This window comes from uncultured Algibacter sp. (assembly GCF_947487605.1).
Lineage (GTDB): Bacteria > Bacteroidota > Bacteroidia > Flavobacteriales > Flavobacteriaceae > Algibacter_D.
Genome location: NZ_CANKXK010000003.1, coordinates 159,075 through 173,634, shown reverse-complemented (window position 1 = coordinate 173,634; position 14,560 = coordinate 159,075). Strand labels below are relative to the sequence as shown.

Annotated in this window: 15 protein-coding genes; 9 read left to right on the top strand and 6 right to left on the bottom strand. The window is 31.6% G+C overall.

The window, feature by feature from the left end:
- Window positions 1-83: 83 nt before the first annotated feature.
- The 8 genes from Q0739_RS04765 to tsaB all read left to right on the top strand — a co-directional run bounded on the left by Q0739_RS04765 (window position 84) and on the right by tsaB (window position 7,401).
- The gene (locus Q0739_RS04765; protein WP_298237558.1) at window positions 84-611 is read left to right on the top strand and encodes a DUF420 domain-containing protein; all 528 of its coding nucleotides are present in this window, start codon (window positions 84-86) and stop codon (window positions 609-611) included.
- Between the two features lie 75 nt (window positions 612-686).
- On the top strand, window positions 687-926 hold the full coding sequence (locus Q0739_RS04760; protein ID WP_298237557.1) for a hypothetical protein: 240 nt from the start codon (window positions 687-689) through the stop codon (window positions 924-926).
- Window positions 927-982: 56 nt separating this feature from the next.
- Entirely contained in the window at window positions 983-1,684 is a 702-nt protein-coding gene (locus Q0739_RS04755) for an ABC transporter ATP-binding protein (protein ID WP_298237556.1), read from the top strand.
- Window positions 1,677-2,909 carry an ABC transporter permease gene (locus Q0739_RS04750; protein WP_298237555.1) on the top strand — a complete coding sequence of 411 codons (1,233 nt, stop codon included), beginning with the start codon at window positions 1,677-1,679 and terminating at the stop codon, window positions 2,907-2,909. The genes Q0739_RS04755 and Q0739_RS04750 overlap by 8 nt, the downstream gene beginning before the upstream one ends.
- Window positions 2,910-4,151 carry an ABC transporter permease gene (locus Q0739_RS04745; protein ID WP_298237554.1) on the top strand — a complete coding sequence of 414 codons (1,242 nt, stop codon included), beginning with the start codon at window positions 2,910-2,912 and terminating at the stop codon, window positions 4,149-4,151.
- Between the two features lie 14 nt (window positions 4,152-4,165).
- Entirely contained in the window at window positions 4,166-5,269 is a 1,104-nt protein-coding gene (locus Q0739_RS04740) for an efflux RND transporter periplasmic adaptor subunit (protein ID WP_298237553.1), read from the top strand.
- An 11-nt stretch (window positions 5,270-5,280) separates the two neighbouring features.
- Window positions 5,281-6,630 carry a TolC family protein gene (locus Q0739_RS04735; RefSeq protein WP_298237552.1) on the top strand — a complete coding sequence of 450 codons (1,350 nt, stop codon included), beginning with the start codon at window positions 5,281-5,283 and terminating at the stop codon, window positions 6,628-6,630.
- Between the two features lie 96 nt (window positions 6,631-6,726).
- On the top strand, window positions 6,727-7,401 hold the full coding sequence (tsaB, locus tag Q0739_RS04730; RefSeq protein ID WP_298237551.1) for a tRNA (adenosine(37)-N6)-threonylcarbamoyltransferase complex dimerization subunit type 1 TsaB: 675 nt from the start codon (window positions 6,727-6,729) through the stop codon (window positions 7,399-7,401).
- Here the strand turns inward: tsaB and Q0739_RS04725 are convergent.
- From Q0739_RS04725 to Q0739_RS04705, 5 genes are all read right to left on the bottom strand, one after another.
- The gene (locus Q0739_RS04725) at window positions 7,398-8,213 is read right to left on the bottom strand and encodes a mechanosensitive ion channel domain-containing protein (RefSeq protein ID WP_298237550.1); all 816 of its coding nucleotides are present in this window, start codon (window positions 8,211-8,213) and stop codon (window positions 7,398-7,400) included. The genes tsaB and Q0739_RS04725 overlap by 4 nt on opposite strands.
- 88 nt (window positions 8,214-8,301) lie before the next feature.
- Window positions 8,302-8,655: a DUF1304 domain-containing protein gene (locus Q0739_RS04720; protein ID WP_298237549.1), complete on the bottom strand. Its 354-nt coding sequence runs from the start codon at window positions 8,653-8,655 to the stop codon at window positions 8,302-8,304.
- Window positions 8,652-10,757 (bottom strand): thioredoxin domain-containing protein, encoded by a 2,106-nt coding sequence (locus Q0739_RS04715; RefSeq protein WP_366140768.1) that lies wholly within the window; start codon window positions 10,755-10,757, stop codon window positions 8,652-8,654. The genes Q0739_RS04720 and Q0739_RS04715 overlap by 4 nt, the downstream gene beginning before the upstream one ends.
- Before the next feature lie 79 nt (window positions 10,758-10,836).
- Window positions 10,837-11,037 (bottom strand): dodecin family protein, encoded by a 201-nt coding sequence (locus Q0739_RS04710; RefSeq protein WP_169672214.1) that lies wholly within the window; start codon window positions 11,035-11,037, stop codon window positions 10,837-10,839.
- 100 nt (window positions 11,038-11,137) lie between these two features.
- Window positions 11,138-12,040, bottom strand: a complete 903-nt coding sequence (locus Q0739_RS04705) for a NifU family protein (RefSeq protein WP_298237548.1) — start codon at window positions 12,038-12,040, stop codon at window positions 11,138-11,140.
- Between the two features lie 176 nt (window positions 12,041-12,216).
- Here Q0739_RS04705 and Q0739_RS04700 point away from each other — a divergent pair, with 176 nt between their 5' ends.
- Window positions 12,217-13,218 carry a type IX secretion system membrane protein PorP/SprF gene (locus Q0739_RS04700; protein ID WP_298237547.1) on the top strand — a complete coding sequence of 334 codons (1,002 nt, stop codon included), beginning with the start codon at window positions 12,217-12,219 and terminating at the stop codon, window positions 13,216-13,218.
- 95 nt (window positions 13,219-13,313) lie between these two features.
- Here the strand turns inward: Q0739_RS04700 and Q0739_RS04695 are convergent, their stop codons facing one another.
- A complete protein-coding gene (locus tag Q0739_RS04695; RefSeq protein WP_298237546.1) occupies window positions 13,314-14,471 on the bottom strand; it encodes a vWA domain-containing protein in 1,158 nt (385 codons plus the stop codon).
- Window positions 14,472-14,560 lie beyond the last annotated feature (89 nt).

Here is a 14,560-nt window from a genome sequence, read left to right as displayed (position 1 = left end):
ATCTGTATCGCTTATTCAAGACTAGGCAAAGCAATTGAAGCTTGTTGAAGGAGTTGTTTCAGAATTATATAATTTTTTGATAAATGAAAGAACAAGATAAAATTTTAGATGATAAAAAGTACAACAAATTAATTGTTGCTTTGTCTATTATAATTCCAGTTGCGGTTGCAGCACTTTTCGGAATAAAAATAGACATTGAATTACCTGTATTTTTACCACCAATATATGCGACAATAAATGGTATTACAGCCTTGGTTTTAATTTTGGCTGTATTTCAAATAAAGAAAGGAAATAGAAAATTTCATGAACGACTTATGAAATTTGCGATAATACTTTCAGTGTTATTCTTGACTATGTATATTCTATACCACATGACGAGTAATTCAACAAGTTATCAGGGAGAATATAGGTCAATTTATTTTTTCATATTGTTAAGCCATATTATACTGTCTGTGGCGGTAATTCCGTTTGTTTTAATAACCTATGTAAGGGCTATAACTAATAATTTTGAGAAACATAAAAAAATAGCAAAAATTACGTTTCCGCTTTGGCTATATGTAGCAGTAACAGGAGTTGTTGTTTATATTATGATTTCTCCATATTATGTTTAATGTTATTTGAGGATTTTGTGACATAAGAATCTAGTTATCCTTTACGTATTATGAATTAGGTTTAAATTTTGTAAAATGAAAAATAAACTCATCTTTTTTCTCTTTTCTATGTTCGTTTCTTTAAATACAAGCGCACAATGTGCTATGTGTCGAGCAGTTTTAGAAAGTGAAGGAAATAAAACAGTTGCAGAAGGGATTAACGACGGGATTGTTTATCTTATGGCAATTCCTTATATTCTTGTTGGGGGCATAGGGTATATTATTTACAGGAAATATAATAAAATCAATAAGCAAAAAAGCAAGAATATTTTGTAACATTTAGTTGCTTTTAGTGTCTTACTTATAAGGTTAGCTGGTTAATTAATAGCATAATGTTAGAAATTCGCGAATTGCATAAATCCTATCCTATAGGTGGCTCAAGTTTACATGTATTAAAAGGAATAAATCTATCTGTTAAAGATGGTGAAATGGTTGCTATTATGGGTTCTTCTGGATCTGGTAAGTCTACGTTACTTAATATAATTGGCATGCTAGATGAAGCCGATTCTGGTGAATACATTTTAGATGACCTTCCTATTAAAGATCTTACCGAAAAAAAAGCTGCTGTTTATAGAAATAAGTTCTTGGGATTTATCTTTCAATCATTTAACTTAATAAATTATAAAACTGCGCTTGAAAATGTAGCGCTCCCTCTTTATTATCAAGGTGTGAATAGGAAAGAAAGACAACAGCAAGCAATGTTTCATCTTGGTAAGGTTGGGTTGACAGATTGGGCTAAACATTTGCCTAAAGAGCTTTCAGGTGGGCAAAATCAGCGTGTGGCAATTGCACGAGCCTTGGCAGCGAATCCTAAATTATTATTGGCAGATGAACCAACAGGAGCTTTAGATACTAAAACGTCTTACGAAATCATGGAATTTATCCAGCAATTAAATGATGAGGGTAAAACTATTTTAATGGTAACCCATGAAGAGGATATTGCTAATATGTGTAAACGTATTGTAAGGCTTCGAGACGGCGTCATTATGGAAGATAAAAAAGTAACCCAAGTACGCGCAGAACACTATGTTTGACTTAGACCTTTGGCGCGAAATATTTCAAAGTATAAACAAAAATAAGACAAGGGCTTTACTCTCTGGTTTTACAGTAGCATTTGCTATTATGTTATTCACCATACTTTTTGGAATTGCCAATGGGTTAGAAAATACGTTTGAAAAATTTTTCGTAAATACTGCTGAAAATGCCATAACGATTCGGTCTGGAACAACTTCTAAACCCTATAAAGGACTTCAAATAGGTAGGCTCATAAGGTTTGATAATAAAGATTTAGAATTTCTAAACAAAGAGTTTGGAGATGAACTGGAATATATAACTCCTAAATTAAGTAGAAGTTATCAGCTTAAATATAAAAATAAGAAAGGCCAATATACAATTACTGGAATATCTCCAGACCATCAATATTTAGAAAAAGCGGTAATTATTAAAGGGCGTTTTATAAATCAAAAAGATGTACAAAATAAAGATAAAGTTATAGCAATTGGTCGCCTTGTAGAACAAGATTTGTTTGTTAAAGAATCTGCATTAGGGAAATACATTGATTTAGAAGGAGTTGTTTATAAAGTTGTTGGAGTTTTTTCAGATAATGGTGGCGATAGTCAAGAGCGCGCCATTTACACAGCATACACCACAATACAAAGACTATATCTTGCTAATGATGAAATATCTAGTATTACTATAGGTTATAATCCAAAAATAAATACTGATCAAGCTTTTGTTTTAGTTCAAGAAATAACTACCAAATTAAAGAATAGGTATGATGTGGCTCCAAATGATCAAAGAGCTATTAGAATTGGAACCCAAATATTACAAGGAAAAAAACGCCTCGAAAACATGACAACAGGTCTTGGAATACTTATTCCTATTATAGGTTTTGGTACTTTAATAGCAGGTATTTTAGGCATCAGTAATATTATGATTTTTATTGTTAAAGAACGTACTAAAGAAATAGGTATTCGTAAGGCTTTAGGAGCATCACCAAGATCTATTGTTTCTATAATTCTAATTGAATCTATTATAATAACGGCGTTTGCAGGATATGTAGGCTTACTTTTAGGAGTTGGGTTTTTAGAAGCTATTGGTTCTAGTATTGAGCGATATTGGATTACAAATCCAAGTGTAAGTGTTTCTATTTTATATACTGCTACTATAGTTTTAGTAATTGCTGGAGCTATAGCTGGTTTTTTACCTGCAAAGAAAGCATCAAAAATTAAACCAATTATAGCATTAAGAAATGGTTAAATGATAAAGTTTTTATTAGAAAAAGATACCTGGCAAGAAGTTTTTGATAGCCTAAGTAAAAATAAACTTAGGTCTATTTTAACTATGGTTGGTGTTTGGTGGGGTATCCTTTTGCTAATAAGTTTACTAGGGTCTTCAAGGGGTATAGAAAATAACTTTAACAGAATGTTTGAAAACTATGCTACAAATAGTTTATTTCTTTCTGGTGGAAATACATCGATGCCTTTTAAGGGCTATCAAGAAGGACGAAAAATAAAACTGAATCTTGATGATGCTAAAAAAATTAAAGAGAATGTTGAAGGTGTTGAATATGTTTTACCTAGTCATCAATTACAAATTACTTTAAGTAGAAAATCATTATCTGCAAGTTTTATTGGAAAAGGGGAATTCCCTTTTAATGATGTATTGGCTAAAAAAGATTTATTGTGGGGGAGATACATTAACCAAACAGATATTGACGAGCATAAAAAAGTAATAGTTATCTCAGAAGATGTTTATAAACAACTATTTGAAAAAGACGAGAATCCAATAGGTAAAATAGTTTATGGAGAAAACCTAGGTTTTACTGTTATAGGTGTATACAAAGTGGTTAATTTTGGCGGACCTCAAATAGATGTTGATATTCCTTTTACAACTTCTCAGCAAATTTTTGGTCGAGGTAATACTATTGATTGGATGACAATTACAGGCTACGAAAATTTTGATATAAATCAAATCGATGCAGATGTTAAGCTTTTACTAAAGAATATACATAGTATACATCCAGATGATAATAGAGGGCTCTTCGGTTTTAATCTTGGAGATAGATTTGATCAAATTACTGGTTTTTTAACAGGAATGCAATTTTTAACATGGTTTGTAGGGATTGCTACTTTAATTGCAGGTGTATTTGCCATTGGTGGTATTTTACTCATTTCGGTTAAAGAGCGTACTAAGGAAATTGGTGTTAGACGTGCATTAGGTGCAACACCATTTCTAATTAAACGTCAAATTATTATTGAATCTATCGCCATTTCTCTAATTGCAGGTTTTTTAGGTATTATAAGTGGCGGATTAATTTTAATGTTAGTTAATAAAACGTTAGGTATTGGCGAGGATGCTTTTATGCGGAATCCTTCAGTATCTATTGCGATAGTGTTTTTTGCATTGTTAATAGTAATAACCTTGGGAACATTAATTGGACTAATTCCAGCATTTAAAGCCACAAGTGTAAAACCAATTGACGCATTAAGAGAAGAATAAATAAAGTAAATAAAATGAAGAAATTTTTAAAAATTAGTTTTATCGTAGTAGGAGTGGTACTATTTTTAATAGTGCTAAAGTATTTCTATGATTCTAACGCTAAATCTGTTGAAGATTATAATGTTGAAGAACCTTTTCGTACATCAATAAATACTAAAATTGTTGCCACTGGCAGTCTTAATCCTGAGGAAGAAATTGAATTAAAGCCTCAAATTTCTGGCATAGTGGATGACATTACAGTAGAAGAAGGCGATCTTGTTGAAAAAGGCGATTTAATTGCTAAGATTAGAATTGTTCCAAACGAACAATCATTAGCTAGTGCGAATAGTAGATTAAATACCACGAGATTATCATTCGATAATGCTAATACTTTATTCAAAAGAAATAAATTACTTTTCAATAAAGGAGTCATTTCAAAACAAGATTTTGAAAACAGTGAACTTTCATTTAATCAAGCAAAAGAATCGCTAAGACAGGCTCAAAACGATTATCAAATAATCAAGAAAGGATCTTTATCTGGTGGTAATTCAGCTAATACAAGTATTATAGCTCAGATATCAGGGACAGTTTTAGAAATACCTATTAGAGAGGGCGATCAAGTTATTCAAAGTAATAATTTTAATGCTGGTACAACTATAGCTACAGTAGCCGATATGAGTAATATGATTTTTGAAGGAACCGTTGATGAATCAGAAGTAGGTAAATTAATTGAGGGTGACTCAATAGATGTTATTATAGGAGCATTAGATGAAAAAAAATTGGCGGCTAAATTAGTGTTTATTGCTCCCAAAGGAATTTCGGATAATGCAGGAGCGGTTCAGTTTACAATAAAAGCAGACGTTAAAGTAGATGTAAATACCAATATTAGAGCAGGGTATAGTGCTAATGCAGAAATTGATATTGAAAGTAAAGATGATCTTTTTTGTATTAGAGAGTCTCTGGTTCGATTTGATAGAATAACAGAGAAGCCCTATGTAGAAATTCAAGGAGAGAATAACACTTTTAAAAGACAAGATGTTACTTTAGGTTTGTCTGATGGGATTAACGTTGAGATTATTGACGGTATTAATGAAGGGGATAAAATTAAGGTTTGGAATAAAGTATCAAAAGAAAATTAATTCTAAAAAATATGATTTATTTCAATAATAAACTCACAAAAAACAGTCTTTCACTTTTACTATTATTAGTATCAGTTTCATTCTTTGCACAAGATAAAAAATGGACATTGCAAGAATGTGTTAATCATGCTCTTGAAAATAATATAACGGTCAAGCAAAGTGAAAACACCCTTCTTTTAAACGATCAAGACATTATCGCCGCAAAAGGACAGTTTTTGCCCTCTGTAGCTGCAACTACTGGTAATCGTATGAGTATTGGCTCAGGTTTCGATCCAGTTACAAACCAGCGTATAACGAATCAAACAACACATTCGTTTAATTACAATATTGGTGTCAATCAAAACGTGTTTAATGGGTTTAGAACGTTGAATTTATATAAGCAATCACAACTTACTAAAGAAACAAGTACTTTAGAATTGCGACGTATAAAAGATGATATTTCTTTAAATGTTGTTAATGCTTATTTGAATGTGCTGTTCAATATTGAAAATTTAGAAATAGCAAAAGCACAGTATATTTTTAGTGGAAAACAACTAGAACAAATAAAGGAATTAGTTGAAGCTGGAGTGCAACCAAAGGCAAATATTTATGATGCTGAGGCGACTTTAAGTAGAGATGCACAACAAGTTACTCTAGCTGAGAATAGTTTTAATTTATCATTATTATCATTATCTCAGTTACTTCAAATTCCTTTTAATGGTTTTAATGTTGAAATTATTGATGTCAATAAACCCTCTGAGGGATTATTGTATAAAAATGTGACACCTATTTTAGAGCATGCACTTGAAAATAGAGCAGAAATCAAGATTGCAGAAAAACGTATAGAAAATGCCCAATTAAATACTGAAATTTTAAAAGCAGGTTACTACCCTACTATTAGTTTTGGATATGGTTTTGGCTCTGTTTGGAGTGAATCTAAAAATGATTTTATAAAGCAAGCATTTTTTAGAGAATTGGATTTGTTGAAAGGGCATAACTTCAATTTAAATGTCAATATTCCTATTTTCTCCAGATTTCAAAATAAAACCAATGTTGCAATATCTAAGATTCAAGAAGAAAACAGCAAACTTTTATTTGATCAAGCCAAGTTAGATTTAGAATCTAATATCCAAAGAGCTTATACAGATGCTCAAGCAGCGTTTAAAGCTTATGATGCCGCCATTAAGTCTTTAACGTCTCAAGAATTAGCATTTAACAACTCTAAAGAGCGTTATAATATTGGAACTATTACGGCCTTCGATTTAGAACAAGCCAGAGTACAATTAATTAATGCACAATCTTCCTTAATAAATGCTAAATATGATTTTGTTTTTAAGACAAAAGTTTTAGACTTTTACATGGGAAAATCTTTAACTAATTAAAAAGGTGACTTCTCAATGGTTTTATTGGGATAACAATTGAAATTATCATTCTAGCGAAAGCGGGAATCCATTTTTTCTACGTTTTATGAAAAGAAAATGAGCATATATATATTAAATATAGAAACAGCAACAACTAACTGTTCGGTTTCACTTTCAAAAGAAGGTAAAACGATAGTCTTAAAAGAAGATTATGATAAAAAATATTCACATGCCGAAAGATTACATGTTTATATTAATACTGTTTTAAATGAAGCTAGTATTACTTCTAACGATTTAGATGCTATAGCTGTTAGTAAAGGCCCAGGTTCTTATACTGGTTTAAGAATTGGCGTTTCAGCAGCCAAAGGACTTTGTTTTGCGCTTGATATTCCTTTAATTTCTGTTTCTACTCTAGAGGCATTAGCGCATCAGGTAAAAAATGAAAATGGTGTTATCGTTTCCATGCTGGATGCCCGAAGAATGGAAGTATATTCGGCTATTTTCGATACTGATTATAACCAAATAAGAGAGACGCAAGCTCAAATTTTAGATGAGATATCTTTTGAAGATTATTTGAAACTGGGCAAAGTCTGTTTTATTGGTAATGGAGTAGAAAAAACGAAAGAAATTATAAATAACTCTAACGCTGTTTTTGTTGAAAATAAATTACCTTCTGCTAATGAGATGAGTCAGCTAGCTTATAATAAATATAAAATAAGCGACATCGAAGATGTCGCTTATTTTGAACCTTATTATTTGAAAGATTTTGTGGCGTTAAAACCTAAATCTTAACTCTTTTTCTGTATCTCAACTTGATGTGGGTAAGGAATTTCAATACCTGCTTTATCAAGTGCTTCTTTTACGTCTTCTGTAATTCCGAAGTAAACATCCCAATAATCATCTGACGTACTCCATGGTCTTACAGCAAAATTTATAGAGCTATCTGCTAATTCAGAAACATTTACTGTTGGCTCTGGAGATTTTAATACTTTAGGGTGCGATGTTAGAACATTCATCAGTACTTCTTTTGTCTTTTTAATATCAGAATCGTAGCCTACTCCAAAAGTTAAGTCTACACGTCGCGTGCCTTCCGAAGTATAGTTAATAATATTACCGTTAGACAACGATCCATTAGGAATTATAATTTCTCTATTTGAAAGCCCCGTAAGTTTAGTTGTGAAAATTTCAATCTCTTTAACCACCCCAATTTCACCTTGAGCTTCAATTAAATCACCAATTTTTATTGGTTTAAAGATCATAATTAAAACACCGCCTGCAAAATTACCAAGAGACCCTTGTAAAGCCATACCTATAGCTAAACCAGCTGCTGCTAAAATAGCTGCAAACGAAGTGGTTTCTACTCCTATAGTCCCTAAAATAGATACTATTAAAATAATCTTTAAAATCCAACTTAATAGATTTAATAAAAACTTCTGTAGGCTTTCATCATAATTTTTTTTGGTCATCACTTTTCGTGTGCCCTTTACAATTTTTTTAATTACCCAAGAACCAATAATCCATATTACAATGGCTCCAAGAATTTTAAGCCCGTATGTTGTGGCTAAATCAAGCCATTTTTCTGTGTCGATGTTTTCTAAATTCATATTTTTTTATAAGTTAATTCGTATTGCAAAATTAAAAACTATTTAAGGTTTTTCTGCACTGATTACATTAAAAAATGCTGAGAATTAATTAAAAATAACAGCTAATTAATGCTAAAACCGCAGGAATAGATTGAACATAAAACAGTTTAATTTTCTTCGTTGAGTAAGCCCCATAAATTCCAGCTATAGTTACACAAATTAGAAAGAAAATAGCCATTTCTATATCTTTTTGTATAATTGAAAATATAAGTCCAGCTGCTAAAAACCCATTATATAGACCTTGATTGGCAGCTAAGACTTTAGTTTCTTTGGCAAATTCCTTAGATTTTAAACCGAATGCTTTAATGCCTTTTGGTTTAGTCCACAGAAACATTTCTAAAATTAGAAAGTAAATATGTTCAACAGCTACTAGGGCAATTAAAAAGATGGTTATAAAGCTCATTCCATTAATAATTTAACAGCTTTATCAACTTCAGAAACTGGAAGTTTACATGCTTTATTTACACAAACATAAATAAGTGTGTTTTCGGGGTTAAATCTGTTTTCTAATAAAGGCATGTTATTTTCAGATGTACTTCCAGCAATAAGCTTGTTTGGTATGTAGGTTTTGTTTAGAGATTCAATTTTTTCTTTAGCATCTTTACCAACTATAGCTACTTCATAATAAGGCTGTGCATAATTTAGCATGAGGTCTAACCAGTTTGAATAGCCAGAAGGATATTCCTGCATTTCTGGTTTTACATTATTTAGCATGGTCATAGCTGTTTTGTTGTAGTAAGTATTATCAAAATAATGAGATAATTTAAACAAATTTTTTGCCATTATGGAGTTGCTCGCTGGAATAACATTATCGCGATATTCAATACTTCTTGTTACTAATGGGTCATCTTCATTCGATGTAAAGAAGAACATCTTACTCGTTTCATCAAAGAAATGATCAAATGTATAATTGGTTAAATTTCTTGCGGTGTTTAGCCAAGTTTCATTTAAAGTAACCTCGTAAAGGGTAATAAAAGCATCAATTGATGCTGCGTAATCTTCTAAATAACCGTTGATGCTACTTTTACCATTTTTATAGCTGTGGTTTAGTCCACCATCTTCTCTTAACTGATTATTAATAATGAATTTGGCATTTTTTTTAGCGGAAGCCAAATATTCGGCATTACCTAAAACTCGGTAGGCATCTATATAGCCTTTTAGCATTAGAGCATTCCATGAAATTAAAGTTTTATCATCTAACCTTGGTTTGTCTCTTTTATTTCGTTCATTTATAAGTGTGTTTTTCCAAGTGTTTATTTTTTCTGATAAAGTTTCAGGTGTTAAATCATGTTTTTTCATGATTGAAGTATCATCATCTTTTCTAATAAGAACATAATTACCATGTTCCCAAAGTCCATAATTATTAATATTGTAATAATCTGAAAACAATTCAAAGTCACCCCCGATAAGTGTTTTAAGTTCTTCTTTGTTCCAAACATAGTAAGCACCTTCTTCAAGTTCTCCTTCTGGAGTATTGCTGTCTGCATCTAATGAAGAATAAAATGCACCATTTTCTGTTGTCATTTCCTCTTTTACATAATCTAATGTTTCGGTAATGATGTTTTTATATAATTCGTTTTTTGTAATAAGATAGGCGTCTGCATAGAGGCTAACTAATTGACCGTTATCGTAAAGCATTTTTTCAAAATGAGGTATATGCCAAACAGTATCTACAGAGTATCTTGAAAATCCACCACCAATTTGGTCAAAAACACCACCGTATGCCATTTTTGTTAGTGTTAAATTTACAAACTCCTGTAATTTTTCGTCATTAGTTTGATAAGCGTAACGCAATAAAAAATGATAATTATTGGGCATCATAAACTTAGGAGCTCTATTTAAACCGCCATCTCGATTATCGAATTGTTTAGACCATTCTTTTACAGCTTCATCTATATAGTTTTTTTCGAAGATAGGCTCATCGGTATTTAATTGAACAACGTCTAGCGATTTAATACCTTCTTCTAACTTGTCTGCATATTCATGCAGCTTTTCAGGTTTCTCAGCATATAATTTTGATATCTGCTCTAAGGCGCTAATCCATTGTTCTTTCTTAAAATAAGTGCCACCCCAAACGGGTCTTCCATCTGGTAAGGCAATCACATTTAAAGGCCAACCACCGCTACCAGTCATGAGCTGTACGGCATTCATGTATACTTGATCTACATCTGGGCGTTCTTCTCTATCAACTTTTATATTAATAAAATTTTTATTCATCACCTGAGCCACTAAACTATCTTCAAAGCTTTCGTGTTCCATAACATGGCACCAATGGCATGCTGCATATCCAACACTAATGAGTATTAGCTTGTCTTCAGATTTCGCCTGTTTTAGAGAAGTCTCATTCCAAGCATTCCAATCAACTGGATTGTGTGCATGTTGTAAAAGGTATGGGCTTGTTTCGTTAACTAGGGCATTTGTATATTGATGATTCATGGTTTCGGAATTCTGACCCTTACAGCCCATAATTAGAATAATAAAAGCGAATATTAATACGTATTTCATAGCCCAAAGTTAGCGAAATTATAGCATAAAAAAAGCGTTCAATTAATGAACGCTCTTAAATGCTTGGGAGCAAAAAAAGTTATTCTACTTCAAATGTTATTTTAAGATTTACTCTAAATTCTGTAACCTCACCATCTTTTACACTAGCACTTTGATCTTGAACATATACAGAACGGATGTTTTTTAAACTTTTTGATGCATGTTTTACTGCTTTTTTAGTAGCATCTTCCCAACTTTTATCTGAGTTTGATAAAATCTCGATTACTTTTAATACTGCCATTTTTTACGATTTTAAATTTATAATTGAAAATCTCCCTATGGAGATGACTGTATTTAAGACACAAGCAAGTGGAATTAGTCACTTTTATAATGAGAAATGATTAGCCATTTATTGCTTCAACCATATCTACTTTACCAGGTAGCATTTGTTTGAGCATGTTTTCTATGCCGTTTTTTAAGGTAAAAGTAGAAGATGGGCATCCACTACAAGCACCTTGAAGCATAACCCGAACATTTTTTGTATCAGCATCGTAAGCAATAAATTGAATATTACCACCATCACTAGCTACAGCTGGTTTTACATATTCTTCAAGAATGTTTACAATCTCTTTTGAAGTATCATCTAAATTTTCAAAATGCGAATTTTGATGTTTTTCAGATTTTTGTAGTGTTTCAACAGCATTGGCTAAAACGATTTCCTTGCCATCTTCAATAAACTTTCTTATAAACTCACGAAGTTCTATAACAATTTCTTGCCACTCAGACATGTCGTACTTTGTAATTGACACATAATTATCTTCAATAAAAACACTTTTTACAAAGGGGAAATGGAATAGCTCTGTTGCTAAAGGAGATAATTTAGCATCATCAATAGAAGTAAACTCAAAAAGGGCAGTAACCATTTTTTTGTTGGCAACAAATTTCATGACCGCTGGATTTGGTGTACTTTCTGCATAAACAGTTACAGGTACTTTTTTTGACTCTGCAGTTTCTTCAACTACAAGGCCACCATCATTTAAATAAGCCTCTATTTGTTGAGCAACTTCATCTTGTACATCTGTCCATTCAACAATATCATAGCGTTCTACTGCAACAAAATTGCCTGAGATATAAACTTTTTTAACAAAAGGTAAATAGAATAGTTGCTGAGCTAGAGGAGAAGATTTGGCATCATCTATATTATTAAATTCAAAACTTTGATGTTTTGTAATGAATTTGTTTAACTCAAATTTTATTATTGAATTATTTGAAGTTTCTTGTATACTAACCTTGAAAGCACTCATTTTAGCTATTTTTTTGCAAAAATACTAAAAGAAAACTTTAGATATCCATATATTTGATTTTCATTGCCTGTATTGGTCGTGTTTATGTTGAAGTAATTTCTTTTACATACATTAAGTGTAATTTTTTAATAATCAAGACGTTTATAGTAAACTGAACCTACCTTGGTATAGAATTTATGAAATTGAAAAACATTTTAGTAGTTGTAATTGGACTATTATTAGGTCATGTTGCAATATCCCAAGAGGGGTTGCCAATATATACTGATTATTTAACCGATAATTATTACCTCATTCACCCTTCTATGGCAGGTGTTGCTAACTGTTCTAAAGTTAGATTAACAGCACGCCAGCAATGGTTTGGTCACGACGAAGCACCTAAACTATTAACTTTAAGTCTTAATGGAAGAATAGGTGATACCCAATCTGCAATAGGAGGTATTTTGTATGCCGATAAAAATGGGTATCATTCACAAACAGGGGCTTATGCTACCTATGCACATCATTTATTGTTTTCTAGAAACGAAGTAGACTTAAACATGCTTTCTTTTGGATTAAGCGTTGGTTTTATTCAATATAAGCTAGATGAAACCTCTTTCCTGTTTGAAGGCCCAGACCCTATTATTGATGGGATTGTACAAAGCGAAACAAACTTAAATATTGATTTAGGATTCTCATACCACTATTTAGATTTTTATGCCCACGCCACAATTAAAAATTTATTAGAAAATTCAGGGATTAATAATGATATAGAAATTACAAGTAACCTTAGGCGTTATTTAGTTTCTATGGGCGGTGTTTTTGGCAAGTTAGGAAGTGAATGGACTTATGAGCCTTCCTTAATGTTTATGTATAAAGATGGCACAGGAGAGTCATCAATAGATATTAATGCTAAGGCATATAAAGAGATGGAATTCGGTAAAATATGGGGTGGTTTGTCTTATAGAAGAAGTTTTGATGGCGCCGAGTTTTTAGACGGTTCTGGAGTGAGTAGCCAAAAGCTTCAATTATTATCTCCAATTCTTGGTGTAGATTACAATGAGTTTATGTTCGCCTATAATTATACCTACCAATCTAATTCTGTAGTATTTACAAGCGGTGGTTTTCACCAATTAACGTTAGGTTATAACTTTAACTGTAGAAGAAAACAATACGACTGTAAATGTCCTGCTGTTAATTAAGCTTCGTCAAACTGAACTTGTTTCAGTTTCTTATAATTTTTTAAAAACTTTTATATAATCCTGAAATAAATTCAGAATGACGGCTTAATAAATGATTAATTCCAAGTGTATTTTTTCTTTTTAGCTTGCTCTTTTATGGCTTTTGTCATGGCATTTTCTAAATTATTTGTGTTGTTTTTTTTCTGATTCAAAACATACTCTTTACGCTTCGCATTTAATTCTTGTATTTGTTTTTGAATGTTAACACGCTCTTCACCTTTTTTAGTCACATACTTTTTAATTTCTACTTCAGTTTTTCCTTTTAGTTCGGTAGGTAATTGAGATTCTTCTATATCTTCAAGGTCAACTTCATCCTGTTCAATAGCATCTACTAAATCCCAAGATTTGTTTTTATATAAATGAGAACTCTTACTTACAGTCCTTTTAACAGCATTGGCTTTGCTATAATAACGAGCGTTAGAATCTTGTTCTGCTTGAAGTTCTGTCTTTTGCCTCCCTTTTTGTCCATAGGCAACATAGGTTTTATTCAGCTTTTGATTTAGTAATAATATGTCATCATCATAAGGTGAAGCTATGTGAACTGTTTTATTGTTTTGATTTATTGCCATGTAATCACCATAAGTTATGTCGGCACCATCTTTCCAATTAGTTACTATGCCTTGTTTGTAATTACCACAAAAAATAGTGTTTATGGTAATGCCTTTTTCTTTAGCATTTATAGCAACGTTTTTATAATTGACTTTGCCTTGAGTAAAAGGTTCGTTTCCTGCTATAAAAATAAGTTTCAAATCATCAGCATTAGTACCCCAATTTAATTGGTTTAGAGAAGTTTTAATTACTTGACCACAGTATTCTTCACCACCATTTGTGGTTAATGAAAATAATTCTTTAGAGATTTCATCCAAGTCGTCACTAAAAGCTAAGACTTGTTTTATATAACCTTCGTAACTATTCAATCTGTCATTTCCATATTCGTAAAGTGCAATTTCTAAGTTTGGTTTCTTAGTTCCGCATTTAGCATAGGATAACTCATTTACTAAATCCCAGAGTTGTGCTTTTGCTTGGTCTATTAGTCCATCCATACTATTGCTGGTATCTAATAGTAATGCAACTTTAATACATTGGTTTTTTGGTTCTGAGTCTTTTTTTTCAGTTTTATAAAGCGCAAAGTCTTTATTTTTGGTTTTTGCATTGCATGCAGTAATACTTGCCAATACGATTACTAAAAGCAAGAGTTTAAAATTTGTTTTCATGATAATTAACGTTTTTTGATTTTCGATAAAACTAAAAGCAACTTTTCTTTTAAAAAACCATGAATGAGCGAAAGCGGTTTTTAAATTAG

Bases quoted from the DNA above. Each gene is read 5' to 3' on its own strand.
- Q0739_RS04745 (WP_298237554.1), top strand. From the start codon at position 2,910: ATGATAAAGTTTTTATTAGAAAAAGATACCTGGCAAGAAGTTTTTGAT.
- tsaB (WP_298237551.1), top strand. From the start codon at position 6,727: ATGAGCATATATATATTAAATATAGAAACAGCAACAACTAACTGTTCG.
- Q0739_RS04720 (WP_298237549.1), bottom strand. From the start codon at position 8,655: ATGAGCTTTATAACCATCTTTTTAATTGCCCTAGTAGCTGTTGAACAT.
- Q0739_RS04725 (WP_298237550.1), bottom strand. From the start codon at position 8,213: ATGAATTTAGAAAACATCGACACAGAAAAATGGCTTGATTTAGCCACA.
- Q0739_RS04715 (WP_366140768.1), bottom strand. From the start codon at position 10,757: ATGAAATACGTATTAATATTCGCTTTTATTATTCTAATTATGGGCTGT.
- Q0739_RS04695 (WP_298237546.1), bottom strand. From the start codon at position 14,471: ATGAAAACAAATTTTAAACTCTTGCTTTTAGTAATCGTATTGGCAAGT.
- Q0739_RS04700 (WP_298237547.1), top strand. From the start codon at position 12,217: ATGAAATTGAAAAACATTTTAGTAGTTGTAATTGGACTATTATTAGGT.
- Q0739_RS04710 (WP_169672214.1), bottom strand. From the start codon at position 11,037: ATGGCAGTATTAAAAGTAATCGAGATTTTATCAAACTCAGATAAAAGT.
- Q0739_RS04760 (WP_298237557.1), top strand. From the start codon at position 687: ATGAAAAATAAACTCATCTTTTTTCTCTTTTCTATGTTCGTTTCTTTA.
- Q0739_RS04750 (WP_298237555.1), top strand. From the start codon at position 1,677: ATGTTTGACTTAGACCTTTGGCGCGAAATATTTCAAAGTATAAACAAA.
- Q0739_RS04735 (WP_298237552.1), top strand. From the start codon at position 5,281: ATGATTTATTTCAATAATAAACTCACAAAAAACAGTCTTTCACTTTTA.
- Q0739_RS04755 (WP_298237556.1), top strand. From the start codon at position 983: ATGTTAGAAATTCGCGAATTGCATAAATCCTATCCTATAGGTGGCTCA.
- Q0739_RS04740 (WP_298237553.1), top strand. From the start codon at position 4,166: ATGAAGAAATTTTTAAAAATTAGTTTTATCGTAGTAGGAGTGGTACTA.
- Q0739_RS04705 (WP_298237548.1), bottom strand. From the start codon at position 12,040: ATGAGTGCTTTCAAGGTTAGTATACAAGAAACTTCAAATAATTCAATA.
- Q0739_RS04765 (WP_298237558.1), top strand. From the start codon at position 84: ATGAAAGAACAAGATAAAATTTTAGATGATAAAAAGTACAACAAATTA.